The organism is Acidipropionibacterium virtanenii (assembly GCF_003325455.1).
Taxonomy (GTDB): Bacteria; Actinomycetota; Actinomycetes; order Propionibacteriales; family Propionibacteriaceae; genus Acidipropionibacterium; species Acidipropionibacterium virtanenii.
Window position 1 is genome coordinate 1913522 of record NZ_CP025198.1, and the last position, 24762, is coordinate 1938283.

Genomic DNA, 24762 nt, shown 5'->3' on the forward strand with positions numbered 1-24762 from the left:
GTCCTGCATTCGATCCTGTCACCTCCGGGGCACTCCGGTCATCCACGGGGCTCACCTCGGGGTGGCAGCGGTGACGGTGGACCGGTCGCCGCCCGGCAGCCGCACGCTGGCGCGCGGAACCACCGAGTAGGCCACCGAGAAGTTGTTCTGGAGGTAGCTCATCCACTCCCCGCCGCTGTTCTGGGACAGGTCGGCCGGAAGACTGCGCGAGTCGCCGAGGGCGAGCACCCGGTAGGGCCTGGTGATCGAGGCGTAGTCGACGGTGATCGCCGATCCCGCGCCGCGGATCGAGGTGGTGGTGGTGACGCGGTGCCCGTTGACCGACACGGCCTCAGCTCCGGCCTGCCACAACCCGTTGACCAGCATGCGGAGGTCCTTGTCGACGATCCGCCCGTCCTCGGACCCGTCCGCGGAGTCGTCCAGGCGCACCTCGATGCCCTGCCCGGCCACCGGGGTGATCCCGGTGGCCCGCTCGGCCTCGCGCACCCGGGCGGACAGCGCCTGGCCGGCGGCGGCCGAGGAGCGCATGGCGCTCACCTGTCGGCGCACCTGGTTCACCCGGCTCTGCTGTGTGGACTGGTGTGCCCCGGCCGACTCGATCCGGTTGATGAGGTCCTCGCGCTCCTGGGTGGTGGCGGGCCGGTCCGTGGAGGTGGCCCGCCAGGCACCGCCGAGCATGATCCCGGCCAGCACGAGGATCAGGACGGTGCCGATGATTCCGCGACCGGCCGGGGTGTGCGAGCCTCGGCGGTCGGTCGCGGTGAGGTATTCGGGCTCCATCGCCTCCTCGCGGATCTGCCGCAGCAGGTCCATGCTGGCGTCGGGGCGGGCCCGGGGGGTGTGCCCCGGTCCCGCCTGATCGCCGGCGCCCGCGGTCACCGCCCGACCTGTCCGCGCCGGGTGACCCGGGGCAGGGTCGTGCGGATGTGCCAGGTCTGGCGGGCGTACAGCAGACCGGCCCACCAGTACAGCACCGTGCCCCAGATCGCGAAGGCCCAGCCGATGACCCGGGCGACCGTCCATATCCCCGCACCCAGCTGGCCCAGCAGGACCAGCGGGAAGGAGTACAGCAGGCAGAAGGTGGCGGCCTTGCCGACGAAGTGCACCGGCAGGGAGGTGAATCCCCGGGTGCGCAGCACAGGGACCTGAGCCAGGAGGACCAGGTCCCGGGCCACCAGGACGACCACCAGCCAGGCCGGGACGACGTCACGGACCATGAGCGCCACGATGGTCGACAGGATGTACAGCCGGTCGGCGGCCGGATCGAGGATCTGGCCGGCCCGGGAGACCTGGTGCCACCTGCGGGCGATCTTGCCGTCGAGCCAGTCCGACAGGCCCGCGGCTGCCAGCACGAGCACCGCCCAGCCGTCGGCACGGGGCCCCAGGACGAGCCACAGGAACACCGGAACGCCGAGCAGCCTCAGGATCGACAGACCGTTCGGCACGGTGCAGAACCGATCGGTGTCGTAGCTCGTCGTCACGCCACCAACACTAGAGGATGGACAGAAGCGATCCCGGCCCGGCGGGCTCAGCGCAGCGATCGGTCGCGCATCGCGGCCCGGTAGCGGCCCACCAGCCGGGGTCCCACACAGTTCCAGTCGAACTGGCGGGCGCGGCTCAGGCCCCGCTGCCGCAGGTCGTGCCCATGACCTGCCAGAGCCTGGTTGACCCCGCGGCACAGCGCGGTGACGTCGCCGACCGGTGCGAGCCATCCGATCACCCCGCGGGAGTCGGTGACCACCTCCCGGAATCCTGACAGGTCGCTGGCCACCACGGCCGCCCCGGCGGCCATCGCCTCCACCAGGACGATGCCGAAGGACTCGCCCCCGGTGTTGGGGGCCAGATACACGTCGGAGGCGCCCAGAACCGCGTCGCGCTGCGGGTCGGGCAACGGCCCCAGGAAGCGGATCTGCTGGTGTGCCTCGGCGTCGTCGGGCGGATCGCCGGGGCCCACGACCACCGCCTCCAGATCCGGGTGGGCCAGACGGACCCGCTCGACGACGTCCTCGAACACGGCGAATCCCTTCCGTGGCTCCTCGAAGCGCCCCAGGAAGCAGATCCGCGGATGGTCGCCGCCGCGCCAGCGGCCCGGCGGGGCCCAGGCCGAGGCGAGCGGGCCGGTGTCCACGCCGTTCCCGATGATCATCGGGTCGACTCTCCAGTAGCGGCGGGCGGCCTCGGCCGCCGCACCCGAGACGGCCACCGCCTCGTCGATGCGCGCCACCGAGCCGGGGGCGAGCCGCCTGGCGGCGCGCAGCACCGCCGAGTCGGCGAAGGCCGAGTCCTCGAAGGACGTGTGGAAGGTGGCCACCAGCGGGCGGTCGGCGTTCCACAGCGCCAGCAGGGAGCTGGAGGGGGTCAGCGGCTCGTGGAGGTGGATGACGTCGAAGTACTGGGATTCCAGCCAGGCCCGGACCCGGGTGGCCGCACCCAGTCCGAAGCCGAGCCGGGCGACCGACCCGTTCGCGCGCACTGGCACCGTCATCCCCGTGCTGGTGAAGCACTCCCGGGGCAGCCCGAGGCCCTCCAGGGTGCGGAGCCCCGGATGGCCGGGACCAAGGACGTGCACGACGTGCCCCTGGGAGCGCAGCCAGGAGGCCAGGCCCAGCACATGGTTCTGCACCCCTCCCGGCTGACTGAAGGAGTACGGGCAGACCAGCCCGATACTCAACCACTCCCCCCGCCGGCCGAGCGCCGTGGAGGGCTCAGGCCGGGCGGGTGTCATGCGGCGCAGCAGCGATTTCAGGTCGCGCAGGGCGGCGAGCCGGTTCCGGTCGATATGCGGGCGACGCCCCGTCATGGTCTTACCCCGTCGAAGATCGGCTGGAACATGTGCCAGTCCTCCACATGGTCGCGTATCCGCATCGAGAACCACTCCGCCAGCCGTCCGGTGAGGACGCCGGCCCGGCTGCGGGCGGTCCCGGACGTCGGGGGTTCCAGGACCGGTGAGAAGTCGATCCTCATGTGGCCGGGATCGCTGTAGTGGCAGGCGGCCCCGATCAGCACGGCCCCGGTCATCACCGCCAGATGGGCGGGTCCCGGTGGGATCCGTCCGGGCACCGGGCCGCGCGCCGATCGCCACCGGATCGGGATCCCCGAACCGGAGAGGTCGCGATCGGCGACCAGGCAGACCAGCCGACCTGACGTGACGTCGTCGACAAGGCTTCTCATCACTGCGGGGTCGCGGTGGCCCTGAACCCGCATGCCGAGCCGGTTGCGGGTGCGCACGAAGAGGTCGAACTCCGGGTCGGGGAGGCGTTCGGCCACCGTGGTGACGGGCATCCCCTGACGGGCGACCCAGGCCCCGGCCAGATCCCAGGATCCCATGTGGGGCAGGGCCACGACGGCGCCGCGACCCTCGAAGGCGGCCCGGAGCCGTTTCAGCGCCACCGGGTCGCAGGTGACCGAGGAGGCGATGCGGTCGGGGGTCCAGCGGGGCAGCTGCATGGAGGTCACCTGGGTGCGGGCCCACGACTCCACGGCCTCGCGGACCTGTCGGGGCGAGGGTCGGGAGCCGCTCATCACCTCTGCGTTGAGCATCCACTGACGCACCGGCCGGGCGGGCCGAGCGCCCATCAGGGTGCCGCCGGCCACCGAGACGGGTCTCCACACAGCCTTCGGGCAGTACGCCAGGCCGGCTGTGACGGCGGTCTCCAGACCGTGGCGCAGGTGTCCGGATGCCATGGCCGGGCGCCTCAGGACAGCACCTGCCGGCTCACCGCCGCCATCCGCTGGCCCACCGTGAACAGACCGGCGAAGGCGAGGTAGCACAGCGCCACCGGCAGCCCCCAGACGAACAGGTGGCCGAAAATGCCCGCCTCGGCCAGGCCGGTGAGCTCGACGCCGACCAGCACGATGAGCAGCCGGTCGGAGCGGGTGGCCAGGCCCATCTTCGCCTCCTTGCCCAGGGACTCGGCCTTGGCGCGCACATAGGAGGTGATCTGGCCGAAGGTCATGGCCGCCATCGCGATCCCGGCCCACAGCACGGAATGGCCGTGGCCGGCGTAGTAGAGGGCGACGCCGGCGAAGATGGCGCCGTCGCCGAACCGGTCGAGGGTGGAGTCCAGGAAGGACCCCCATTCGGAGTGCCGGCCCAGCTGGCGGGCCATATTGCCGTCCAGGGAGTCGGAGAAGATGAACAGCGCTACGAGCCAGGCCCCCTGCCACAGCCAGCCCCGCGGGAAGCAGATCAGCGACATCGCCACGGTGCCGATGGTGCCGGCCCAGGTGACCATGTCGGGGGTGACGTGCATCCGGATGAGGGCGGCGGCCAGCGGGTGCATCGCCTTGGACCAGCCGGCCCTGAAGTGCTCAAGCATTGCTCCCCCAGGCCTCGGCGAGCAGGCTCCGGCCGTCGCCCAGCAGCTGGGGAACGGCCCGGGTGCCCCCGGTGATGGGCAGGAAGTTGGTGTCGCCGACCCATCGGGGCACCACGTGCTGGTGCAGGTGGGCGGCCACCCCAGCCCCGCCCGCGGCGCCCTGGTTCATCCCCAGGTTGAATCCCTGGGGATGGGAGGTGGCGGTCAGCACCCGGATCGCCGACTGCGACAGTTCGGCCATCTCCCGGGTCTCCTCACCGGTGGCGTCGACATATCCGGCGACGTGACGGTAGGGGCACACCAGGAGGTGACCCGGAGAGTAGGGGTACAGGTTCATGATGACGTAGCAGTACCGACCGCGGTGGACGATCAAGGACTCCTCGTCGGAGCGCCCCGGTGCCCGGCAGAACGGGCAGCCGTCCCCCTCGTGGTCGTCGACCGGCTTGTTCTCGCCGCCGATGTAGGCCATCCGGTAGGGGGTCCACAGTCGCCGGAAGGGGTCGGGGACGCCGACATGGTCGTCGGCGAACTCGACGCGGATCGATTCCGCCTCAGTCTCGCAGTCGCGATCAGCGCCCATCGCTCAGGCCGCTCCCCCGTCGAGGACGTCCTTCGCGTTCTCGGCTGTGGGATCCTCGTTGCGGCGGGCCGCCGACCATCCGGAGACGAGTGCCACGGCCTGTTCGAGGGGAATCCCGTTGAGCTGGGAGCCGTCACGGAACCGGAAGGAGACCGCCCCGGCCTCGGCGTCCTGAGCGCCTGCGATGACGATGAACGGGGCCTTGGTCTGGGTGGCGTTGCGGATCTTCTTGCCGAATCGGTCGGTCGACCGGTCGACCTCGATGCGCAGGTCGGCGGCGCGCAGCCGTGCCGCGAAGGAGTCCAGGTACGAGTCGAACTCCTCGGCCACCGGCACCCCGTGCACCTGGACGGGCGAGAGCCAGACGGGGAAGGCGCCGGCGTAGTGCTCGGTGAGTACCCCGATGAACCTCTCCACCGAGCCGAGCTTGGCCGAGTGGATCATCACCGGGCGCCGCCGGGTGCCGTCGGGGGCGGTGTACTCGAGCTTGAACCGCTCGGGCTGGTTGAAGTCGTACTGGACCGTCGACATCTGCCAGGTCCGCCCGATGGCGTCCTTGGCCTGGACCGAGACCTTCGGGCCGTAGAAGGCGGCGCCGCCCGGATCCGGCACCAGGTCCAGGCCGGTGGAGCGGCAGGTCTCGTCGAGGATCCGGGTCGCCTCGGCCCAGTCCTGCGCCGAGCCGATGAACTTGTCCTGGTTCTTCCCGTCCGCGTCGCGGGTCGACAGTTCCAGGTAGAACTCCCCCAGCCCGAAGGCCTTCAGCACGTCATCGAAGAAGCTCAGCAGATCGCGGATGACGCCTGGGGCCTGCTCGGGGGTGCAGTAGATGTGGGAGTCGTCCTGGGTGAAGCCGCGCATCCGGGTGAGTCCCTGGACCACTCCGGACTTCTCATACCGGTAGTCGTGGCCCATCTCGAACAGCTTGAGCGGCAGGTCGCGGTAGGAGCGGCCGCGCGAACTGTAGATGAGGTTCTGCATCGGGCAGTTCATGGCCTTGAGGTAGTACTCCTGGCCCGCCCTGGTGACCTCGCCCTGCTCGTCGCGCTCCTCGTCGACGTTCATCGGCGGGAACATGGTCTCGGCGTAGTGCGGCAGGTGACCGGAGGTGTGGAAGACCCCGCTCTTGGTGATCTCGGGGGTGTAGACGATGTCGAAGCCGCGACGCAGGTGCTCGGTGGTGATGAAGTCCTCGATGATGTGGCGCAGGATCCCGCCCTTGGGGTGGAACACCGCCAGCCCGGGTCCGATCTCCTCGGGGAAGCTGAACAGGTCGAGTTCGGCGCCCAACTTGCGGTGGTCGCGCCTGGCGGCCTCGGCCATCCGGGTCTGGTAGGCGAGCAGGTCGTCCTTGGACGCCCAGGCGGTGCCGTAGATGCGCTGCAGCTGGTCGTTGGCCTGGTCGCCCTTCCAGTAGGCGGCCGAGGACTTCGTGAGGGCGAAGCCGTTGCCGAGGTACTTGGTGGAGGGCACGTGGGGGCCGCGGCACAGGTCCTTCCAGGCGGTCCGGCCGTCGCGGCGCACGTTGTCGTAGACGGTCAGCTCGGCCCCGCCGACCTCCACCGACGCCCCCTCGGCCTCATGCCCTCCCTTGGAACCGATGAGCTCCAGCTTGTAGGGCTGGTCGGCCAGCTCGGCTCGGGCCTGGTCCTCGGAGACCACCCGGCGCACGAAGCGCTGGTTCTCCTTGACGATCCTCTTCATCCGCTTCTCGAGGTCCTTGATGAGCTCGGGGGTCACGGCGTCGATGTTGCCGAAGTCGTAGTAGAAGCCGTCGGTGATGAACGGGCCGATGCCGAGGTTGACCTGCGGGAAGACCTCCTGGACGGCCTGGGCCATCACGTGGGTGGCCGAGTGCCGGATGATGTTCAGCCCGTCGTCACTGGAGGCCTCCACGGCCTCGACGAGGGCGCCGTCGGGGACCTGGCGCTGCAGGTCCAGCAGCTGGCCGTCGACCCGCATGGCCACGACGCCGCGATCGGCGCCGAAGAGCTCCAGCCCGGTAGTCGTGGTGTCCACCTGGCGTTCCTCGGAGCTACCGGATCGCTGAACGGTGAATGAGATGGACACGATGACATTCTTTCTCTCGACGTGGCCCGGGACAGTGCCGGGGCGAGTGTTCTGGCGGTCGTGGGCGCGAGCCTCGGGGGCTCTGCGTGTCGGACCGACCGATCCCATCATGCCCGATGTCGCCACCGGGGTCGCCATCGGTACGGATGGCGGTCGGTCCGGCCTCCCCGGCAGGCCGCCTTCTCAGAAGGTGGAGGTGTCGATGACGAAACGGAACCTCACGTCGCCGGCCACCACGCGGTCGTAGGCGGCGTCGACCTGGTCGACGCCGATCGTCTCGACCCTGGCCCCGAAGCCGTGGGCGGCGCAGAAGTCGAGCATCTCCTGGGTCTGGGCGATCCCTCCGATGTTGGAGCCGGCCAGCACCTTGTTGCCGTTGATGAGGTTGCCCATCGGCAGCTCGAGGGGCTCGGGCGGCAGGCCGACGTTGACCATGACGCCGCGCGGGCGCAGCAGCCCCAGGTAGGAGCGCAGCGGGATCTGGGCGCTGATGGTGTTGAGGATGAGGTCGAAGGAGGCCCGGTGTGCCTTGAAGAATCCGTCCTCCGATGTCGCCAGGACGTGGGAGGCGCCGAGTTCGCGGGCGATGTCCTGCTTGCGCAGGGTGCGGGTGAACACGGTGACCTCGGCGCCGCGGGCGGCGGCGATCTGGACCCCCATGTGTCCCAGCCCGCCCAGGCCGACGACGGCCACCTGGGAGCCCGGCCGTGCGTTCCAGGCCGCCAGCGGGGAGTAGGTGGTGATGCCGGCGCACAGCAGCGGGGCGGCCTCCTCGAAGCCCAGGGCGTCAGGGATGCGGCACACGAAGCGCTCGTTGACGACGATCTTCTGGGCGTAGCCGCCCTGGGTGATGGTGCCGTCGACATCGGTGGAGTCATAGGTGCCGACCATGCCGCGCGACTGCCCATGGGTTCCGGTGCAGCACTGCTCGTTGCCCGCCAGGCACTCCTGGCAGGTTCCGCAGGAGTTCACCATGCAGCCGACCCCGACCCGGTCGCCGACCTTCCAGCGCCTCACCGCCGATCCGACCGACTCCACGACGCCGGCGATCTCGTGGCCGACGGTCAGCGGGAAGTGGGCCCTCCCCCACTCGTTGCGGACGGTGTGGATGTCGGAGTGGCAGATCCCGGCGGCCCTGATGCCGATGACGACGTCGTCGGGTCGTGGATCGCGCCGGGAGATCTCCACCACCTGGAAGGGCTTGTCCGGGCCGGTCTTCTGCAGCGCCTTGACGGTGAAGGGCATCGATGACTCCTTGAACGGGGAACGGAGACGTGCCGACCGGGGCCGACGGCGCCCAGCCTATCGGCACCGTCGCGCTCACAGGCTCGAGACGCGAGAAAGAGCGCCCCATCCGGGACGCTCCTCTTGCTGGAGCTACACGCTCCGAACATCTTCTATTTGCCCTTTGTTCCAACAAGAGCCATCTGGTGGGCGATGCGGGTTTCGAACCCGCGACCTCTTCGGTGTGAACGAAGCGCGCTACCACTGCGCCAACCGCCCAGCGAGGAAGAACTATGCCAGACCTTCCCGGGCATGTCCAACCACGCATCGGCTCTCACCTGATCTGTGTGATTTGCGCCCCCAGCCCGCCGTGGTCTACTGTTCTTTCTCGTCGCCCGGCGGGTCACCCATCGGAGCAGGCACGCGGACGTGGCTCAGTTGGTAGAGCATCACCTTGCCAAGGTGAGGGTCGCGGGTTCGAGTCCCGTCGTCCGCTCGGAGAGGGTCCCTCGGACCCCATCCAGGAGACAACCTTGGTGGAGTGGCCGAGAGGCGAGGCAACGGACTGCAAATCCGTCTACACGGGTTCAAATCCCGTCTCCACCTCGGGCGGTTGGCGCAGCGGTAGCGCGCTTCCCTGACACGGAAGAGGTCGCCAGTTCAAACCTGGCATCGCCCACCATCGGACGAAGGGGCCGGTCGGCGCACGCCGGTCGGCCCCTTCTCCGTCGTCCCGTTGAGAGGAGAGGCATGACTGCGCCCGTCCTCGTTCTCGTCATGCCGTCGACCCCCGAGGGCCCTGCGACCATCACCGCCCACCGGATCCGCCAGCGCCTGGCCAAGATCCATCCCCACATCGAGACGGCCATCGCGTTCAGCGGCAACGCCGATGAGGGGGCGGCCCGGCTCGCCGCGAAGCAGGAGTGGACGGAACTCGTGCTCGTTCCGATGGATCTCACCCACCTGCACGATCTTCCCGAACCGGTCCACGAGCTGTCCGACCGCCTGGCGGGCGCCCGGCCGGATCTGTCGATCCGGCTGGGCCGGCCGCTGGGCCCCGCCCCGGCACTGCTGGGCCTGGTCGACACGAGACTGCGGCTGGCCACCCACCGGGCCCACACCCAGGAGATCGACGCCTTGGTGCTTTCCACCCCAGACGCCGGCGACAAGCGCGGCGCCGCGATGCTCTCCAGGCTGTCGAGGATGTGGTCCCAGCACCACCGGCTGCCGGTCCGCCTGGCCAATGACGCGGGCGGTGCGGGTCATGTCGACGAGGTGGTCCACACACTGCGCCTGGAGGGACGCCGCCATGTCGCGGTAGGAAGCATGTGGGTCTGCGAGAACACCGCCTGGCACGAGCATGTGCGCTGCGCCATGGGCGCCGGGACCGAGGTGGTCTCGAGCCCCATCGGAGACGACCCGCTGCTGGCCGAATGGGCCTTCGAGCGGTACTGCTCGGCCGCCATGGGGCTGGTCGCCGATGATCCCGGAACCGAGGCCTGACGCCCCCGTCCTCAGGCCCCTGCGGGCAGCGCAGCAGATCGCTGACGAGGGTGACCTCCTTGTTGCCGTCCATGGCTCGTATTCCGGCCCACATCCCGCACCGTGCCGGTCCGCCCCTGGAACAATCCGACCGGCCCGGACGTTCCTGTGTCGGATCTCCCGCATGGGCGAGCCGATACCGGAGGACAGGAGGCGGCGATGAGCACCGACGAGGACGGACCCACTCCCGAGGTGGCGCTCACCGATGACCAGTGGCGCGAGCGTCTCACCGATGCCGAGTTCCAGGTGCTGCGCCGCGCGGCCACCGAGGCCCCTTTCACCGGGGAGTACACCGACACCACCACCGAGGGCGTCTACCGGTGCCGGGCGTGCGGCGCGGAGCTGTTCCGCAGCACCGAGAAGTTCTCATCCCACTGCGGGTGGCCCAGCTTCTTCTCCCCCCTGGCCGAGGACCGGGTGCGCTATGTGACCGACACCTCGGTACCGGGGATGCCCCGCACCGAGGTGCGGTGCGCCTCCTGCGGCTCCCACCTGGGCCATGTCTTCGCCGGGGAGGGTTACGACACCCCGACCGATCTGAGGTACTGCATCAACTCGATCAGCCTCACCCTCGCCACGGACGGGGACTGATACTCGCAGCCGGGCCACGGCGCGCCGGGGGCGGCATCGTCTCCGGCACAGCTAGCCTTCGGGTGTGACCCCTGATCCCCACATCGACCCCGTCACCGACTTCGCCTCGGTGCGCGAGCGCGTCTCAGAGCATCCCTGGCGTGCGGAGCTGTCGGTCTCCGAGATCCCGGCCCCCACCCGGATCGCACCCGAGGCCCTGGCCCTGGAGGCCTCCGTCCTCGATGACGGTGCCCAGCTGGGATCGGGCCGGCTGATCATTCTTCACGACCCGGCCGGGAGCGAGTCCTGGCAGGGCAACTTCAGGCTGGTGACGATGGCCCGCGCCGAGGTCGATCCCGAAATGGCCACCGATCCCCTACTGGCCCCGGTCGCCCGGTCCTGGCTGACCGACTCCCTGGACAGCAGCGGGGCCGAGTACGTCGCGCTGGCCGGCACAGCGACCTCGGTGGTCAGCCGGCCCTTCGGCCAGCTCGGCGACGAGCCCGACGAGAACCGGGTCGAGCTGCGCGCCTCGTGGACTCCTCAGCTCGCCCGCCCCGAGGACATCGGCCTGCATCTGGCGGGCTGGCAGGACCTGTTGTGCCATGCCTGCGGCCTGCCCCCGCTGCCCGAGGGAGTGACCCGGTTGAAGCCCCGGCACTCGGATGAGGACCAGGCGTGACCGAGTCCGACCTGCCCGTCCTGAGCGCCCCCGCCGAGGGAGTTCCACCACTCATCACCACCGCCTCCGCGCTGCGGCGGACCGCCGCGCGCCTGGCCTCGGGCACCGGCCCGGTGGCCATCGACACCGAGCGGGCCCACGGCTACCGCTACGACACCCGCGCCTACCTCATCCAGCTGCGCCGCGAGGGGGCCGGCAGCCACCTGGTGGATCCCGCAGCGCTGGATTCCGACGGCCCAGGCTCGGGGCTGTCCCCGCTCGCCGAGGCACTGGCGGGCACCGAGTGGATCCTGCACGCCGCCACCCAGGACATGCCGTGCCTGGTCCGGGAGGGACTACGTCCCTCCCGCATCTTCGACACCGAGCTGGCAGGACGGCTCCTCGGGCTGCCCAGAGTGGGTCTGGGACCCATGGTCGAGGAGTACTTCGGCGTCCACCTTCTCAAGGAGCACTCGGCCGCCGACTGGTCCACCCGCCCGCTGCCCGCCGACTGGCTGGTCTACGCCGCCCTGGACGTGGAACTGCTCATCCCGCTGCGCGACCGCCTCGCCGACGACCTCGCCGCGGCCGGCAAGGCCGGCTGGGCCCTGGAGGAGTTCGAGCATCTGACCCGCCTCGGCGCCGAGCTGCCGGACCACCTGCCCGAGCCCGACCCCTCGCGGTGGCGGCGCACCAGCGGCCTGCACGACGTGCGGACCCGTGCCGGGCTGGAACTCGTGAAGGACCTGTGGTGGGCGCGCGAAGGCGTCGCCCGACGCATCGACATCGCCCCGGGCCGGATAGTCAACGACCGCGCGCTCTCCGCCCTGGGAGTGCGATGCGGTGAACGGGTCACCCTCGAGCGCGACGAGCTGCTGGGCTCCTCGGGATTCCGGCGCGGCCGGGCCCGGCGCCACACCGCGGACTGGGAGCGTGCCCTGGAACGGGCCCGCGGGACCGCCGAGGCGGACTATCCGCCCCGTCAGGCCCCCCAGGAGGGCCCTCCGCCGCCCCGCTCCTGGGACCGCCACCATCCTGATGAGGCGGCTCGTTGGAAGGCGATTCGCCCGGCCGTGAACCGCCGGGCCGAGGAGCTGGACCTGCCTCCTGAGAATCTCATCTCCCCGGACTGGCTGCGCCGGCTGGCCTGGCAGCCGCCCGTCGACCGTTCCCCAGTCGGGATCGACGCCTTCCTGGCCGATCTGGGCGCCAGAACATGGCAGCGCAATCTGGTGTGCGGAGAACTCTCACGCCTGCTGGGCGGCCTGCGCTGAGGCCTCGACCGCCTCGGACAGCCGGGCGGCCGAGGCCGCGATCCCCTCGGCGTCCAGCCCGATCCGGTGCAGCAGGGAGGCGCGGGAGGAGTGCGGCAGATAGGTCTGGGGGATGCCCAGTTCCCGCACCGGCGTCCACACCCCGCGCAGCCGCAGTTCCTGGGACAGCCGGGATCCCAGTCCGCCGACCACCAGGCCGTCCTCGACGCTCAGCACCGCCCTGGCCCCGGCAGCGGCGTCCAGCAGGGAGTCGCAGACCGGCAGGTCCCACCGGGGGCTGACGACCGTGGGAGTGGGCCCGCCCATCAGCCGTGCAGCCGACAGGGTCTGGCCGCACAACTGCCCGTGCGCCACCAGCAGAAGCCCCTCGGGGTCGCCCTCCTGGAGGACGTCCAGCCCGTCGCGGGTCTCGCGCACCGCGATCTCCTCGGGCATGCGGTCCTTGGAGTACCTGATCACGCTCGGTCCGTCATCGATGTCGACGGCCTCCTCTAGCAGCTCGACGAGGTGGCCGCGGTCGCGCGGGGAGGCCAGTCTCAGCCCGGGCACCAGCCCGGCCATGGAGATGTCCCACATGCCGTTGTGACTGGCTCCGTCGGAGCCGGTGATCCCGGCCCGGTCGAGTACCACGGTGACACCCTGGTGGTGCATCCCGACGTCCATCAGCAACTGATCGAAGGCCCGGTTGAGGAAGGTGGCGTAGAGGGCGATGACGGGATGCAACCCTGCGGCCGACAGGCCCGCCGCGGTGGTGAGGGCGTGCTGCTCGGCGATCCCGACATCCAGTACCCGTTCCGGGAAGCGCTCGGCGAAAGGGGCCAGCCCCACCGGATGGAGCATGGCCGCGGTGATCGCCACGACGTCCTCGCGCCTCGCGCCGATATCTGCGATGGTCTCGGCGAAGGTGGACGTCCAGGTGGCGCCACCGGAGACCGTGACCGGCTCGCAGGTGACCGGGTCCATCGCTCCCACGGTGTGGAAGTGGTCCTCCTCATCGCGCTCGGCGGCCGGGTATCCCTTCCCCTTGGAGGTGATGGCGTGGACGATGACCGGCTGCCGGTAGCGTCTGGCCATCTCCAGGGCCCGCTCGAGGGTGCCCAGGTCGTGGCCGTCGACGGGTCCCAGATACTTGATGCCCAGGTCGGGGAAGATGCCCTGCTGGCCGATCAGGGCGTCCTTCATGCCGGCCTTGACACCGTGCATGAGGCCGTAGACCTGACGCCCGAGGGGCTTGTCAGAGACGTGCTGCTTGATCCGGTCCAGGGTCTCCTCGTAGCGGGGATCGGTGCGGATCGCCGAGAACCGGTTGGCCAGCCCGCCGACCGTCGGATAGTAGGAGCGGCCGTTGTCATTGACGACGATCACCAGCCGCAGGTCCTGACGGGCGGCGATCGAGTCGAGGGCCTCCCAGGCCATCCCACCGGTCAGTGCGCCGTCACCGATGACCGCGACCACGGTGCGGTCCTCGCCACGCAGCCGAATCCCCTCGGCGAGTCCTTCGGCCCAGGACAGCGAGGTGGAGGCGTGGGAGTTCTCCACCCAGTCGTGGGGCGACTCGCCACGTGAGGGGTAGCCCGACAGCCCGCCCTCCTGGCGCAGGGTGTCGAAGCGGCCGGCGCGGCCGGTGACGATCTTGTGGACGTAGCTCTGGTGGCCGGTGTCGAAGACGATCGGATCGTTCGGCGAGTCGAAGACCCGATGGATGGCCAGGGTGAGTTCCACCACGCCGAGATTGGGCCCCAGGTGGCCGCCGGTGCGGGAGACGTGCTCGATGAGGAACCGCCGGATCTCAGTGGCCAATTTCTCAGTCTCGCTGTCCGACAGATCGCGCAGATCGTCGGGACAGGAGATGCGGTCGAGCAGTGCCATGATCCGATCCTATTGCCAGCGCGGAAACGTGGCGGCGCCCACGGCCCAGGCCGCAGGGCCGTGGGCGTGGGCGCCGCAGCGTCCGATCAGGCGGAGGCCGCCATGGACCGCAGCACGTACTGCAGGATCCCGCCGTTGAGGTAGTACTCGCGCTCCCCCGGGGTGTCGATGCGCACGGTGGCGTCGAACTCGACGTCCGATCCGTCGGGCCGGGCGGCGTTCACGTGCACCGTGCTCGGAATGGACTCGTTGAGGGCGTCGATACCGGTGAAGGAGAACACCTCCTCACCGGTCAGGCCCAGCGACTCCGCGCTGAATCCATCGGGGAACTGCAGCGGAAGGACGCCCATCCCGATCAGGTTCGAGCGGTGGATCCGCTCGTAGGACTCGGTGATGACGACCTTGACCCCCAGCAGCATGGTGCCCTTGGCGGCCCAGTCGCGCGAGGACCCCGAGCCGTACTCCTTGCCGCCCAGCACCACCAGCGGCACCCCGGCGTCCTGGTAGTGCATCGAGGCGTCGAAGACCGTCGTCACCGGCGCCCCGTCGACGGTGAAGTCGCGGGTGAAGCCGCCCTCGGTGCCCGGGGCCAGCTGGTTGCGCAGCCGGATGTTGGCGAAGGTGCCGCGCATCATCACCTCGTGGTTGCCGCGCCGGGATCCGTAAGAGTTGAAGTCCTTGCGGGCCACACCCTGCTCCGAGAGCCAGCGGCCGGCCGGGGAGTCGGTCTTGATGGCCCCGGCCGGAGAGATGTGGTCGGTGGTCACCGAGTCCCCGAGCTTCAGCAGGACGCGGGCGTCGCTGATGTCGGCGGCGGGCTGCGGCTCGGCGGGCATCCCGTCGAAGATCGGCAGCTTGCGCACATAGGTGGACTCGACGTCCCAGGCGAAGGTCTTGCCCTCGGGCGTCTCCAGGGACTTCCAGCGGGAACCGCCCTCGAAGACGTCGGCGTAGCGGCGGGTGTACATGTCGGCCGAGATCGCCGAGCCGACGATGCTCTCGATCTCCTCGGTCGAGGGCCACACGTCCTTCATGTAGACGTCGGTGCCGTCGGAGGCGGTGCCGATGGGCTCAGTGGCCAGGTCGATGTCCATCGTCCCGGCGAGCGCGTAGACCACCACCAGCGGCGGGGAGGCCAGGTAGTTCATCTTGACGTCGGGGCTGATGCGGCCCTCGAAATTGCGATTGCCCGACAGCACTGCGGTGACGGCCATGTCGTTGTCGTTGACGGCCGCGGAGATCTCGGGGATGAGCGGCCCGGTGTTGCCGATGCAGGTGGTGCATCCGTAGCCGACCAGGTCGAATCCCAGGGCGTCGAGGTCCCCGGTGAGCCCGGAGCGCTCCAGATAGTCGGTGACCACCTGCGAACCGGGGGCCAACGAGGTCTTCACCCAGGGCTTGGGGGTCAGGCCGAACTCGTGGGCCTTGCGCGCCACCAGTCCCGCCGAGATCATCACGCTCGGGTTCGAGGTGTTGGTGCAGGAGGTGATGGCCGCCACGCTCACCGCACCGTTGCGCAGATCGAAGGAGCGGTCGTCGGTCAGGGTCACCGGCACCGACACGTCGGGACTGGATGTGTAATCAGGCACCGTCCTCTCGAAGAACTGCTTCGAGGAGGCCAGCGGGATCCGGTCCTGAGGACGCTTGGGGCCGGCCAGGGAGGGCTCGACGGCCGACAGGTCCAGCTCCAGGTACTCGGAGTACCGCGCCTCATGGTCGGGGTCGTGCCACATTCCCTGGGCCCGGGCATAGGACTCCACGAGCGTGATCTGGTGCTCGGGGCGCCCGGTGAGGCGCAGGTAGTCCAGGGTGACGTCGTCGATCGGGAAGACCGCGATGGTGGAGCCGTACTCGGGGCTCATATTGCCCAGGGTGGCGCGGTTCGCCAGTGGCACGGCGGCCACCCCGGGGCCGTAGAACTCGACGAACTTGCCGACCACCTTGTGCTCGCGCAGCATCTGGGTGATGGTGAGCACCAGGTCGGTGGCCGTGACCCCGTCGCGCAGCGCCCCGTAGAGTTTGAAACCGACCACCCGGGGCACCAGCATCGAGACCGGCTGGCCCAGCATGGCGGCCTCGGCCTCGATGCCGCCGACCCCCCAGCCCACCACTCCGAGGCCGTTCACCATGGTGGTATGGGAGTCGGTGCCCACACACGTGTCGGGATAGGCCACCTTGTGTCCGTCCTGGTCGTGGACGAAGGTGACGCGGGCCAGGTGCTCGATGTTGACCTGGTGGACGATCCCGGTGCCCGGCGGGACGACGCGGAAGTTCTCGAAGGCCGTCTGGCCCCAGCGCAGGAACTGGTAGCGCTCCCGGTTGCGCTGGTACTCGATCTCCTGGTTGAGTTCGAAGGCCTTCGGGGTGCCGAAGCTCTCGACGATGACGGAGTGGTCGATCACCATCTCCGCGGGCGACAGCGGATTGACGCGCTGAGGATCCCCGCCCAGATCGGCGATGGCCTCGCGCATGGTGGCCAGGTCCACGATGCAGGGCACTCCGGTGAAGTCCTGCATGATCACCCGCGCCGGGGTGAACTGGATCTCGTGGGAGGGCTGGGCCTCGGGGTCCCAGTGGCCCAGGGCGGCGATCTGCTCAGCGGTGATATTGGCCCCGTCCTCGGTGCGCAGGAGGTTCTCCAGAAGCACCTTGAGGCTGTACGGCAGGCTGTCCGATCCCTCCACGGCGTCGACGCCGTAGATCTCGTAGGACTCTCCGGCGACGTCCAGGGACCTCCTGGCGCCGAAACTGTTGATGCTCATCAGAACTCCAAGCTGTAGCGGGCTGGAAATCTATGGGACCCATCATGGCCCCGCGGGTGCCGGCCTAGCCGGAACCAAACTATCTTGACGTCAAGATACCATGTCAGTGGCCATCGCCGTCCTGCGCGCGAAGGATCGCCTCATCATCGGATGCGCGAAGGATCGCGACGCACTCGACGTGGTGGGTCATCGGGAAGAGGTCGAAGGCCCTGATCGACACCGGACGGTAGCCGTTCTCGGCGAAGAGCGACAGATCACGGGCCAGGGCGGCGGGGTCGCAGGCCACATGGGCGATCGCGCGCGGGCGCACCGAAGCCACCTGACCCGCGACCTTGCGCCCCGCTCCCTTGCGGGGAGGATCCAGCACGACCAGGTCGGCGCGGTGCGACATCCTGGGCATGATCCGATCGGTGCGACCGGCCCAGAACCGCGCTCCGGGGACGTTGCGTCGGGCCAGCCCCACGGCTGCCCGGGAGACCTCCACGCCTTCCACCCGCACCCCGGCGTCGGCCAGCAGCCCGGCGAACAGCCCCACCCCGCAGTACAGGTCCAGGGCCCGCTCCCCCGGTCGCGGCTTCAGACCATCGATGACGGCCTCGGCCAGGACCGTGGCGGCACGGGGATGCACCTGCCAGAAGCCGTCCGCACCCACCTTCCAGGACCGATTCCCGGCTCTGGCCAGCGGCACCCGGGGATCCAGTCCCTCAACGAGCAGCGAGGGCCCCTCGACCCGGTGGCCGTCGGCGACCACCCCCACGGTGGGGTCGTCGGTCAGGGCTCCGGCCACCGCCACGGCGACCTGTGCGGCTCCGGCGGCCGCCTTCTCGGCAGCCGGCCGACCGGCCGGATGGGAGATCGGGCAGCCGCCCTCGGGCACCGTCACCAGGTCGTGGGAGCGGAACGCCCTCAGCGCGGGCCGGCCGTGCTGGACTCCGTAGCGCATCCGGGTGCGCCAGCCCAGGCCGTCCTCATCATCGCCGGCCGGCTCCACCGCGCCGTCCCACTCGATCCCGGCGCCCCGGCTCAACTGCTCCGAGACGACCCGTCGCTTGAGCTGGCGCTGGAAGGCGGGCTCCACGTGCTGGAAGTCGCATCCCCCGCAGCGCTGCGACACCGGGCACGGCGGTGCGACCCGGTGGTCGTCGGCGCGGAGCACCTCGGTCGCCGTGGCGAACCAGTGGGAGGCCTTCGAGTCGTCGATCACCCGGGCGCGGACGCGCTCTCCCGGCAGGCCGCCGCGCACGAAGACGACGCGGCCCTGAAGACGGGCCACGCAGAATCCACCGTGCGCGATCGGACCCAGCTCCAGGTCCAGGACCGCAGGGCTCTCGGACATCGGCACCCCTCTCAGTTCTTCGGAGCATCCACAGTACGTGCCGAGTCGCGCCAGGAGCGCGGATCGTCCCGGCGCCAGCGCTGCTCGATCGCCTCGGAGGATCGCAGCTGGTAGGGCACCGTGGAGATCAGCACCCCGGGCATGAAGTGCAGCCTGGTGCGGATCACCAGACCGGTCTGGTTGTGCAGGACCTGCTCCCACCAGTGGCCCACCACGTATTCGGGGATGAACACCTCGACCATGTCGCGGGGATTCTCGCTGCGAATCCTGCGGATGTGCTCGATGAAGGGGTTGGTGACCTCCCGGTACGGTGAGGCGATCACCTTGAGAGGGACGTCGACGTCCTCCTCGTCCCAGCGCTCGAGGACCCGTTCGGTCGCCTCCGGGTCGACGTCCACAGTGGCCGCCTCGAGGAAGGTCGGCACCGTGGCCTTGGCGAACTGCAGGGCGCGCATCGTGGGCTTGTTGAGATCGGAGACCAGCACCACGGCATGGACCCGGGAGGGCAGTGCCCGGTCGGATGCGCTGGACAGGGCCAGCTCGCGTCGCACGGCGTCGTAGTGGCGTCGGATCGCCTTCATCCCGATGAAGACCACCGCCATCGCCAGCAGTGCCAGGTAGGCGCCGTGGACGAACTTGGAGACGAGGATGATCACCAGCACCACGCCGGTCATCACCAGGCCGACGGCATTGATGACCCGGGAGCGCTGCCACTGCCGCCTCTCCTTTCGTGTCGCCCGGGTCTCGGTGCGCAACCGCCGGGTCCAGTGCCGCAACATCCCCGTCTGGCTGACGGTGAAGGAGATGAACACCCCGACCACGTACAACTGGATGAGCGCTGTCACCGAGGCGTTGAACACCAGCACCAGTACCGCGGCCCCCACCGCCAGGGTGACGATGCCGTTCGAGAAGGCCAGCCGGTCCCCGCGAGTGTGCAGCTGGCGGGGCAGGTAACCGTCCTTGGCCAGAATGGAGCTGAGCACCGGGAATCCGTTGAAGGCGGTGTTGGCCGCCAGGAAGAGGATCACCATCGTGCAGATGATCATGATGTAGAAGCCGGGCCGGAAGGAGTCGTAGAAGACGGCCTGGGCGAGCTGACCGACCACCGTCGTCTGGGACTCGATCGGCCGTCCGTCGGCCCCGATCAGCCGTGAGGCGCCGCCCTGCTCGTCGAACATCTTCACCCCGGTCACCCGGGCCAGCACGATGATGCCGATGAGCATGGACACTGCGATCCCGCCGAGGAGGGCCAGGGTGGCGGCCGCATTGCGGGACTTCGGCTCGCGGAACGAGGGCACCCCGTTCGAGATCGCCTCGACTCCGGTCAGCGCCGCACAGCCCGACGAGAAGGTCCGTGCAAGCAGCGCCACCATGGCCAGGCCGGCCAGTGAGGCGTATTTCGGGGAGCCCTGGATGGTGGCGGCGGCGGTCGGCGCCTGCAGATGGTGTCCCAGCACGAAGATCTGGGTGAGCCCCCAGATCACCAGGGCGCCCACGCTCACCATGAAGGCGTAGACCGGGACCGCGAAGACGCTGCCGGACTCCTTGGTGCCTCTCAGGTTCAGTCCGGTGAGCACGAGGATGACGCCGGCTGCGATGACGCCCTCATGACCGTGGATCGCCGGAATCATGGCCTCCGCGTTCTGGACCCCCGAGGACACCGACACGGCCACGGTGAGCACATAATCGACCAGCAGGGAGCTGGCCACGATCAGCCCCGCGCTGGGCCCGAGGTTCGCGGTGGCCACCTCGTAGTCCCCGCCACCGGAGGGGTAGGCGTGGACGGTCTGGCGGTAGGACATCACCACCACCAGCATGACGCAGGCCACCGCGACACCGATCTTCCAGGAGAACGCGAACCCTGCGGCTCCGGCCAGCGACAGCGTGATGAGGATCTCATCGGGCGCGTAGGCGACGCTCGAAAGGGCGTCGGAGGCGAACACCGGGAGGGCGATCCGTTTGGGCAGCAGGGTCTGCCCGAGCGAGGAGCTCTCAAGCTTGCGACCGATGAGCACCCGCTTGACGGCCTGCGATAGTTTCACGGGCGGCAACTCTACTTCTGTTGGGGCAGTTTGGGGCAGTAGGGAACGACCAGCCCGCCAGGGTGCAGAATGTGATCGGACTATTGACGGGAGAGGACGTGCATATCGTCATCATGGGATGCGGCAGGGTCGGATCCAGCCTGGCCAGGTCGTTGGAGAAGCGGGGCCACAGCGTGGTCGTCATCGACACCGACGCCGACTCCTTCCGGCGTCTGGGCCCGGAGTTCAAGGGCTCGACGGTCAGGGGGGTGGGCTTCGACCGCACCGTCCTGGAGAAGGCCGAGATCCGTAACGCCGACGGGTTCGCAGCCGTGTCCAGCGGCGACAACTCCAATGTGCTCGCCGCCCGGGTGGTCCGTGAAGAGTTCGGCATCGACAATGTGGTGGCCCGGATCTACGACCAGGGGCGCGCCGAGGTCTACGAGAGGCTCGGGATCCCGACCGTGGCCACGGTGCGCTGGGCGGCCGACCAGGTGCTGCGCAGCCTGATGCCCGAGGGCTCGGAGCCCGCCTGGCGCGATCCCTCCGGTCAGGCCCGTCTCATCCGGGTCAACACGCACGCGGGCTGGGTGGGGATGAGGATCAGCGCGATCCAGGCCCAGATCCACACCCCGCTGCCATTCCTGCAACGCTTCGGCACCGGCATGGTGCCCGACGGTTCCACCCTGCTTCAGGACGGCGACGTCGTCTACGCGGCGGTGGAGGTGGAGAGGGTGCCCGAGGTCGAGCGCCTCCTCGCCGCGCCTCCGGCCCGCCGCTGATCCCACAGAAAGAGACTCCATGCGCATCGCCATCGTCGGCGCCGGCAATGTCGGCCGCTCCATCGCCCGCGAACTCATCGCACACGGACACCAGATCCTGCTCATCGACCGCAACCCGCACGCCATGAAACCCGACTCCGTGCCGGAGGCCGAGTGGCTGTGCGCCGACGCCTGCGAACTGGCCTCCCTGGAGGAGGCCAGGTTGGACCGCTGCGACGTCGCGATCGCGGCGACCGGCGACGACAAGGCCAATCTGGTGCACTCGCTGCTGGCCAAGACGGAGTTCGGGGTGCCCAGAACGGTGGCCCGGGTCAATCACCCGGGCAATGAGTGGATGTTCGACGAGGTGTGGGGGGTCGACGTCGCGGTGTCCACCCCCAGGCTCATGGCGGCCCTGGTCGAGGAGGCCGTGACGGTCGGAGACCTGGTGCGACTCTTCACCTTCCAGAAGGGCCGGGCCAACCTGGTGGAACTCACCCTTCCCGATGCCAGTCCCCGGGTCGGCGAACGCGTCCGCGACATCCCGCTTCCCGGGGATGCGACGCTGGTGGCCGTCATCCGCGACGGTCAGGGCCGCACTCCGGAGCGGGAGGCGGCCCTGGAGGCCGGCGATGAGCTGCTGTTCATCGTCTCGCCGAACTACGAGTCGGACCTGGTGGAGCTCCTCGCCCCGAAGTGAGGTCACCTGTGACCCCGCCAGCACAGGAGGAATCCCGTCCGTGCTCCGCGGACCCGACCCGCTCGGAGAGGCGGGAGCGTAGCGACGTGGAGGGGTTGTCCACTTGTTACTCGGCCAACAACTGGTAGCGGGGGTTGTAGATGACCCGGCGGCCGTCGTCGGCGGAGATGAGTCCCTCGACCGACAACCTCCGGCCGGCCCTCAGGCCCGGGATGCGACGCCGGCCCATCCAGATCAGGTGGACGGTGCCCGTGCCGTCACTCAGCTCGGCCTCGAGCCATCGGTTCGTGCCCTTGGGGTTGAGTGTGAGCACTTCGATGCGCCCCTGCAGATTCACCCGGGTTCGCAGCGCGGAGTCGGCGATCGTGACGGCTCCGGCGTCGACGGAGCTCTGGCGAAGCTCGTCGTCCTCGAGATCCTCGTTGGTGGCCGTGACTCTTTGCAGGACTCGGCGGAGGACGCCTGCGCGCGCCCCGGAGGGGTTCGCCCTGGGGGCCATCAGGACTCCTCGGGTGCCAGGTCCGCAGGCATCTGCAGAGTGATGATGTCGCCGGGGACCCGCGGCCGGTCGTCACGACGGACCACCAGGTTGCAGAAGAACTCCAGCAGCAGCCTCCCGGTGGGATCGAGCTCCTCCTCCATGGCGCTGGAGCCCATGAGAACGCCCCTGAGCAGCCAGCGCGGCCCCTGGGCGAGCCAGCTGCGAGACACGTGATAGCCCTGCTCGCCGTCCGGGCCCTCCATCGGCACCACCCGGCGCAGTTCGGCGCCGAGAATTCCCTGGGTCACACTGGCATCCCCGCCCTGACTCTCGGTGCCCTCGATCATCTCCTCATGAACCTGGCCGATCATCTGTCCGTTGGCAGGAGCGGCGAAAAGGGCGACCTCGATGGCCGAGCCGTCCTGGACGACCAGAAGGCTCTGGACCTGGCCGGTCTCCTGGTCGACCTGGATCTGCATCTCCATGTTCTCGAAGGGGGTGACGATCAGCGAGCCGAAGTCGATCCGTGCGATGTCGTCGGCGTCCAGGTCCACCTCGTCGATGTCGAAGGGACCGTCCTCACGCTCCAGATTGATCCGGTAGGTCTCGTCCTCCCGGGCATCATCGTCCTCGACCTCATCCGGATCCTCGGCGGCCTCGGTCTCGTCGGTGCTGTCAAGGGCCTCCTCGTCGGTCTCCTCGACGTCCACGTCCTTGTTCTTCCTGCGACCGAAGATCACTGGGGCCTCCTCCGTTCATCGTGCGGACATGCCGGGCGGGGCATGCTCATCCTCCGGACCGGTCCTCGGCCCTCGAACTCATGGCAGTCTATCTGCGAGCCGGCACCGGCCTGTCCGACCGTCAGGCGACGCCGGTCGAGCCGTATCCCGACTCCCCGCGAGTCGTCTCGGGCAGCTCGTCGACCGGGACGAATCGGGCGGTCATCACCGGCACGATCACCAACTGGGCGATCCGGTCCCCGGCCGAGATGTCGACCGCCCGGTCGGCATCGGTGTTGATGAGAAGCACCTTCAGCTCCCCCCGGTACCCCGAGTCGATGGTGCCCGGGGTGTTGACGATGCTGAGCCCGGTCCGGGCGGCGAGGCCGGATCTCGGGTTGATCAGACCGACGAATCCCTCGGGGATCGCAACCCGCACGCCGGTGGGCACCAGGGCCCGGCAGCCGGGCTCAAGGTGCACCTCGACCGTCGTGGTGAGGTCGGCGCCCGCGTCACCGGGCATGGCGTAGCGAGGGATGCCGGCCTGGGCACCCAGCACCACGGGAACGTCCAGGGGTCTCATCGGGTCTCCTCGGAGGTGATGTCGGTGGGCCGCTCCTCAACGGCGCCCAGGTGCCGCCTGATCGCGTCCGTGAGTTCGTCGGGCCGACGCGAGGACACGATCCAGGCCGGATGGGGATCGGCCCGGTCCGCGAGTCTCAGCACCACTCCGGAGCCGATCCACGGCCGCGTGCAGATGAAGGATCCGACCTGATTCCCACTGTGCAGGATCGTCGACATGGTTCGGGAGTCGCAGCCCCGGGCCCGGTCGACCCACTGCCACTCGATCCGGTTGGGCCCCACGCTGAACCCCTCGGCGTCCACGCTGATCCGGGTCAGCCCGACGGCGAGCCCCGCCCACAGGCTCAGCCCCGCGATGGCCAGACAGGCCAGGATCCCCGCGACGGAGGAGACCCAGGCCGCCACGGCCAGGATCATCGATAAGACGAAGAAGCCCCCCACCAGCCACCACCACCACGGCATCCACATCCGCTCGGTGTATTCGGGCGCTCCGGACCCGGATCGTCGCTTCGTGCTCACCGCCCGCGGACCCCCCGTCCCGACGTCATTCCCGTCCCTGGGCGCAGGTCGCGGTGGACGGGAACCCCACGGACCCGAATACGATGGTCGTCATGATCTCTGACAAGCTCTTGTGGAAGGTCTACGCGGCCGCAGCCGGCGCCCTGACGACCTTCGTCGCGCAGAAAGTGGTCACCGGCGTGTGGACCATCGTGACCGGCGACGAGACGCCGCCCGAATCCTCTGACCCCGACGTGCCGGCGTTCAAGGCGTTCAGCTGGGCGCTGGCCAGTGGTATCGGTATCGCCGGCAGCCAGCTGCTCATCAACCGTGCCGTCCGCAGCCACCAGCTGCGGGCTCACACGCAGTCGACGCAGTAGAACTTGCCGTCGCGCTCCTCGGCCAGCTGGGAGCGGCCCTTGACCAGGAAGCAGGAGGCGCAGGTGAACTCGCCGGACTGGCGGGGCAGGACCCGGACCGTCAGCTCCTCGTGGGACAGGTCGGCACCGGGCAGCTCGAATGACTCCGCCGCCTCGACCTCGTCCTCGTCGACCTTTCCGGAATTCTTGTCATTCCGGCGGTTCTTGAGCTCCTCGATGGAATCCTCGTTGGCATCCTCGTCGGTCTTTCGCGGGGCGTCGTAATCGGTCGCCATGTTGCCCTCCCGTAGCGGCTGTCTGCCGTGCTCGCAGGCTCTCGACGGTCATTCCGCCGCTCCGCCTGCCGGTCAATGTTCGGCCCTATGTGTATCACACCGATCAAGCACTGCGACCGGGGCCTCCGCCAAGCTAGA

General features: G+C 69.4%; 24 protein-coding genes and 4 tRNA genes. 10 read left to right on the top strand and 18 right to left on the bottom strand.

What is annotated here, in order from left to right:
* Nucleotides 1–51 precede the first annotated feature (51 nt).
* The 9 genes from JS278_RS16575 to JS278_RS08825 form a co-directional block, all read right to left on the bottom strand.
* Nucleotides 52–879 (bottom strand): DUF881 domain-containing protein, encoded by an 828-nt coding sequence (locus JS278_RS16575; RefSeq protein WP_114044849.1) that lies wholly within the window; start codon nt 877–879, stop codon nt 52–54.
* Nucleotides 876–1481 (bottom strand): cardiolipin synthase ClsA, encoded by a 606-nt coding sequence (clsA, locus tag JS278_RS08790; protein ID WP_114044850.1) that lies wholly within the window; start codon nt 1479–1481, stop codon nt 876–878. Before clsA ends, JS278_RS16575 begins: the two co-directional genes overlap by 4 nt.
* Before the next feature lie 47 nt (nt 1482–1528).
* Nucleotides 1529–2800: a glycosyltransferase family 4 protein gene (locus tag JS278_RS08795; protein WP_114044851.1), complete on the bottom strand. Its 1272-nt coding sequence runs from the start codon at nt 2798–2800 to the stop codon at nt 1529–1531.
* On the bottom strand, nt 2797–3684 hold the full coding sequence (locus JS278_RS08800) for an LpxL/LpxP family acyltransferase (protein ID WP_114044852.1): 888 nt from the start codon (nt 3682–3684) through the stop codon (nt 2797–2799). Before JS278_RS08800 ends, JS278_RS08795 begins: the two co-directional genes overlap by 4 nt.
* Before the next feature lie 11 nt (nt 3685–3695).
* Nucleotides 3696–4319, bottom strand: coding sequence for a phosphatidylinositol phosphate synthase (pgsA, locus tag JS278_RS08805; RefSeq protein WP_114044853.1), 624 nt, complete (start codon nt 4317–4319; stop codon nt 3696–3698).
* Nucleotides 4312–4899 (bottom strand): HIT family protein, encoded by a 588-nt coding sequence (locus tag JS278_RS08810; RefSeq protein ID WP_114044854.1) that lies wholly within the window; start codon nt 4897–4899, stop codon nt 4312–4314. Before JS278_RS08810 ends, pgsA begins: the two co-directional genes overlap by 8 nt.
* Nucleotides 4900–4902: 3 nt before the next feature.
* On the bottom strand, nt 4903–6969 hold the full coding sequence (gene thrS / locus JS278_RS08815) for a threonine--tRNA ligase (protein ID WP_114046218.1): 2067 nt from the start codon (nt 6967–6969) through the stop codon (nt 4903–4905).
* Between the two features lie 183 nt (nt 6970–7152).
* Entirely contained in the window at nt 7153–8214 is a 1062-nt protein-coding gene (locus JS278_RS08820) for an NAD(P)-dependent alcohol dehydrogenase (RefSeq protein ID WP_114044855.1), read from the bottom strand.
* A gap of 183 nt (nt 8215–8397) precedes the next feature.
* Nucleotides 8398–8472 (bottom strand) — tRNA-Val (locus tag JS278_RS08825).
* A gap of 144 nt (nt 8473–8616) precedes the next feature.
* Here JS278_RS08825 and JS278_RS08830 point away from each other — a divergent pair.
* From JS278_RS08830 to JS278_RS08860, 7 genes are all read left to right on the top strand, one after another.
* Nucleotides 8617–8689: transfer RNA gene (locus JS278_RS08830), tRNA-Gly, on the top strand.
* Nucleotides 8690–8728: 39 nt separating this feature from the next.
* A tRNA-Cys gene (locus JS278_RS08835) sits at nt 8729–8799 on the top strand.
* 1 nt (nt 8800) lies between these two features.
* Nucleotides 8801–8875, top strand: a tRNA-Val gene (locus tag JS278_RS08840).
* Between the two features lie 68 nt (nt 8876–8943).
* Nucleotides 8944–9696 (top strand): sirohydrochlorin chelatase, encoded by a 753-nt coding sequence (locus JS278_RS08845; RefSeq protein ID WP_114044856.1) that lies wholly within the window; start codon nt 8944–8946, stop codon nt 9694–9696.
* 198 nt (nt 9697–9894) lie between these two features.
* On the top strand, nt 9895–10326 hold the full coding sequence (gene msrB / locus JS278_RS08850) for a peptide-methionine (R)-S-oxide reductase MsrB (RefSeq protein ID WP_114044857.1): 432 nt from the start codon (nt 9895–9897) through the stop codon (nt 10324–10326).
* 82 nt (nt 10327–10408) lie between these two features.
* Nucleotides 10409–10987: a DUF3000 domain-containing protein gene (locus tag JS278_RS08855; protein WP_425451501.1), complete on the top strand. Its 579-nt coding sequence runs from the start codon at nt 10409–10411 to the stop codon at nt 10985–10987.
* Nucleotides 10984–12240: a ribonuclease D gene (locus JS278_RS08860; protein WP_114044859.1), complete on the top strand. Its 1257-nt coding sequence runs from the start codon at nt 10984–10986 to the stop codon at nt 12238–12240. The genes JS278_RS08855 and JS278_RS08860 overlap by 4 nt, the downstream gene beginning before the upstream one ends.
* Here the strand turns inward: JS278_RS08860 and dxs are convergent.
* The 4 genes from dxs to JS278_RS08880 all read right to left on the bottom strand — a co-directional run bounded on the left by dxs (nt 12214) and on the right by JS278_RS08880 (nt 20249).
* Nucleotides 12214–14109, bottom strand: a complete 1896-nt coding sequence (dxs, locus tag JS278_RS08865) for a 1-deoxy-D-xylulose-5-phosphate synthase (RefSeq protein WP_114044860.1) — start codon at nt 14107–14109, stop codon at nt 12214–12216. The genes JS278_RS08860 and dxs overlap by 27 nt on opposite strands.
* An 86-nt stretch (nt 14110–14195) precedes the next feature.
* On the bottom strand, nt 14196–16871 hold the full coding sequence (gene acnA, locus JS278_RS08870) for an aconitate hydratase AcnA (protein WP_114044861.1): 2676 nt from the start codon (nt 16869–16871) through the stop codon (nt 14196–14198).
* 103 nt (nt 16872–16974) lie between these two features.
* Nucleotides 16975–18207, bottom strand: coding sequence for a class I SAM-dependent RNA methyltransferase (locus JS278_RS08875; RefSeq protein ID WP_114044862.1), 1233 nt, complete (start codon nt 18205–18207; stop codon nt 16975–16977).
* A gap of 11 nt (nt 18208–18218) precedes the next feature.
* Entirely contained in the window at nt 18219–20249 is a 2031-nt protein-coding gene (locus tag JS278_RS08880; protein ID WP_114044863.1) for an APC family permease, read from the bottom strand.
* Nucleotides 20250–20362: 113 nt separating this feature from the next.
* On the opposite strand from JS278_RS08880, the gene JS278_RS08885 reads away from it, so the two are divergent.
* Nucleotides 20363–21010: a potassium channel family protein gene (locus JS278_RS08885; RefSeq protein WP_114046219.1), complete on the top strand. Its 648-nt coding sequence runs from the start codon at nt 20363–20365 to the stop codon at nt 21008–21010.
* A 19-nt stretch (nt 21011–21029) separates the two neighbouring features.
* Nucleotides 21030–21689, top strand: coding sequence for a potassium channel family protein (locus JS278_RS08890; protein ID WP_114044864.1), 660 nt, complete (start codon nt 21030–21032; stop codon nt 21687–21689).
* Between the two features lie 106 nt (nt 21690–21795).
* On the opposite strand, the gene JS278_RS08895 is transcribed toward JS278_RS08890, so the two are convergent.
* From JS278_RS08895 to JS278_RS08910, 4 genes are all read right to left on the bottom strand, one after another.
* Complete coding sequence (locus JS278_RS08895) at nt 21796–22188, bottom strand: OB-fold nucleic acid binding domain-containing protein (RefSeq protein ID WP_114044865.1); 393 nt, start codon at nt 22186–22188, stop codon at nt 21796–21798.
* On the bottom strand, nt 22188–22907 hold the full coding sequence (locus tag JS278_RS08900; protein WP_114046220.1) for a DUF3710 domain-containing protein: 720 nt from the start codon (nt 22905–22907) through the stop codon (nt 22188–22190). The genes JS278_RS08895 and JS278_RS08900 overlap by 1 nt, the downstream gene beginning before the upstream one ends.
* A 124-nt stretch (nt 22908–23031) precedes the next feature.
* Nucleotides 23032–23472, bottom strand: coding sequence for a dUTP diphosphatase (dut, locus tag JS278_RS08905; RefSeq protein ID WP_114044866.1), 441 nt, complete (start codon nt 23470–23472; stop codon nt 23032–23034).
* The gene (locus JS278_RS08910) at nt 23469–23990 is read right to left on the bottom strand and encodes a DUF3093 domain-containing protein (RefSeq protein ID WP_114044867.1); all 522 of its coding nucleotides are present in this window, start codon (nt 23988–23990) and stop codon (nt 23469–23471) included. Before JS278_RS08910 ends, dut begins: the two co-directional genes overlap by 4 nt.
* A gap of 92 nt (nt 23991–24082) precedes the next feature.
* Between JS278_RS08910 and JS278_RS08915 the strand changes: the two genes are divergently transcribed.
* Nucleotides 24083–24349, top strand: coding sequence for a DUF4235 domain-containing protein (locus JS278_RS08915; protein WP_114046221.1), 267 nt, complete (start codon nt 24083–24085; stop codon nt 24347–24349).
* Here the strand turns inward: JS278_RS08915 and JS278_RS08920 are convergent.
* Complete coding sequence (locus JS278_RS08920; protein ID WP_015070340.1) at nt 24328–24624, bottom strand: DUF4193 domain-containing protein; 297 nt, start codon at nt 24622–24624, stop codon at nt 24328–24330. The two genes, JS278_RS08915 and JS278_RS08920, sit on opposite strands and share 22 nt — an antisense overlap.
* Nucleotides 24625–24762 lie beyond the last annotated feature (138 nt).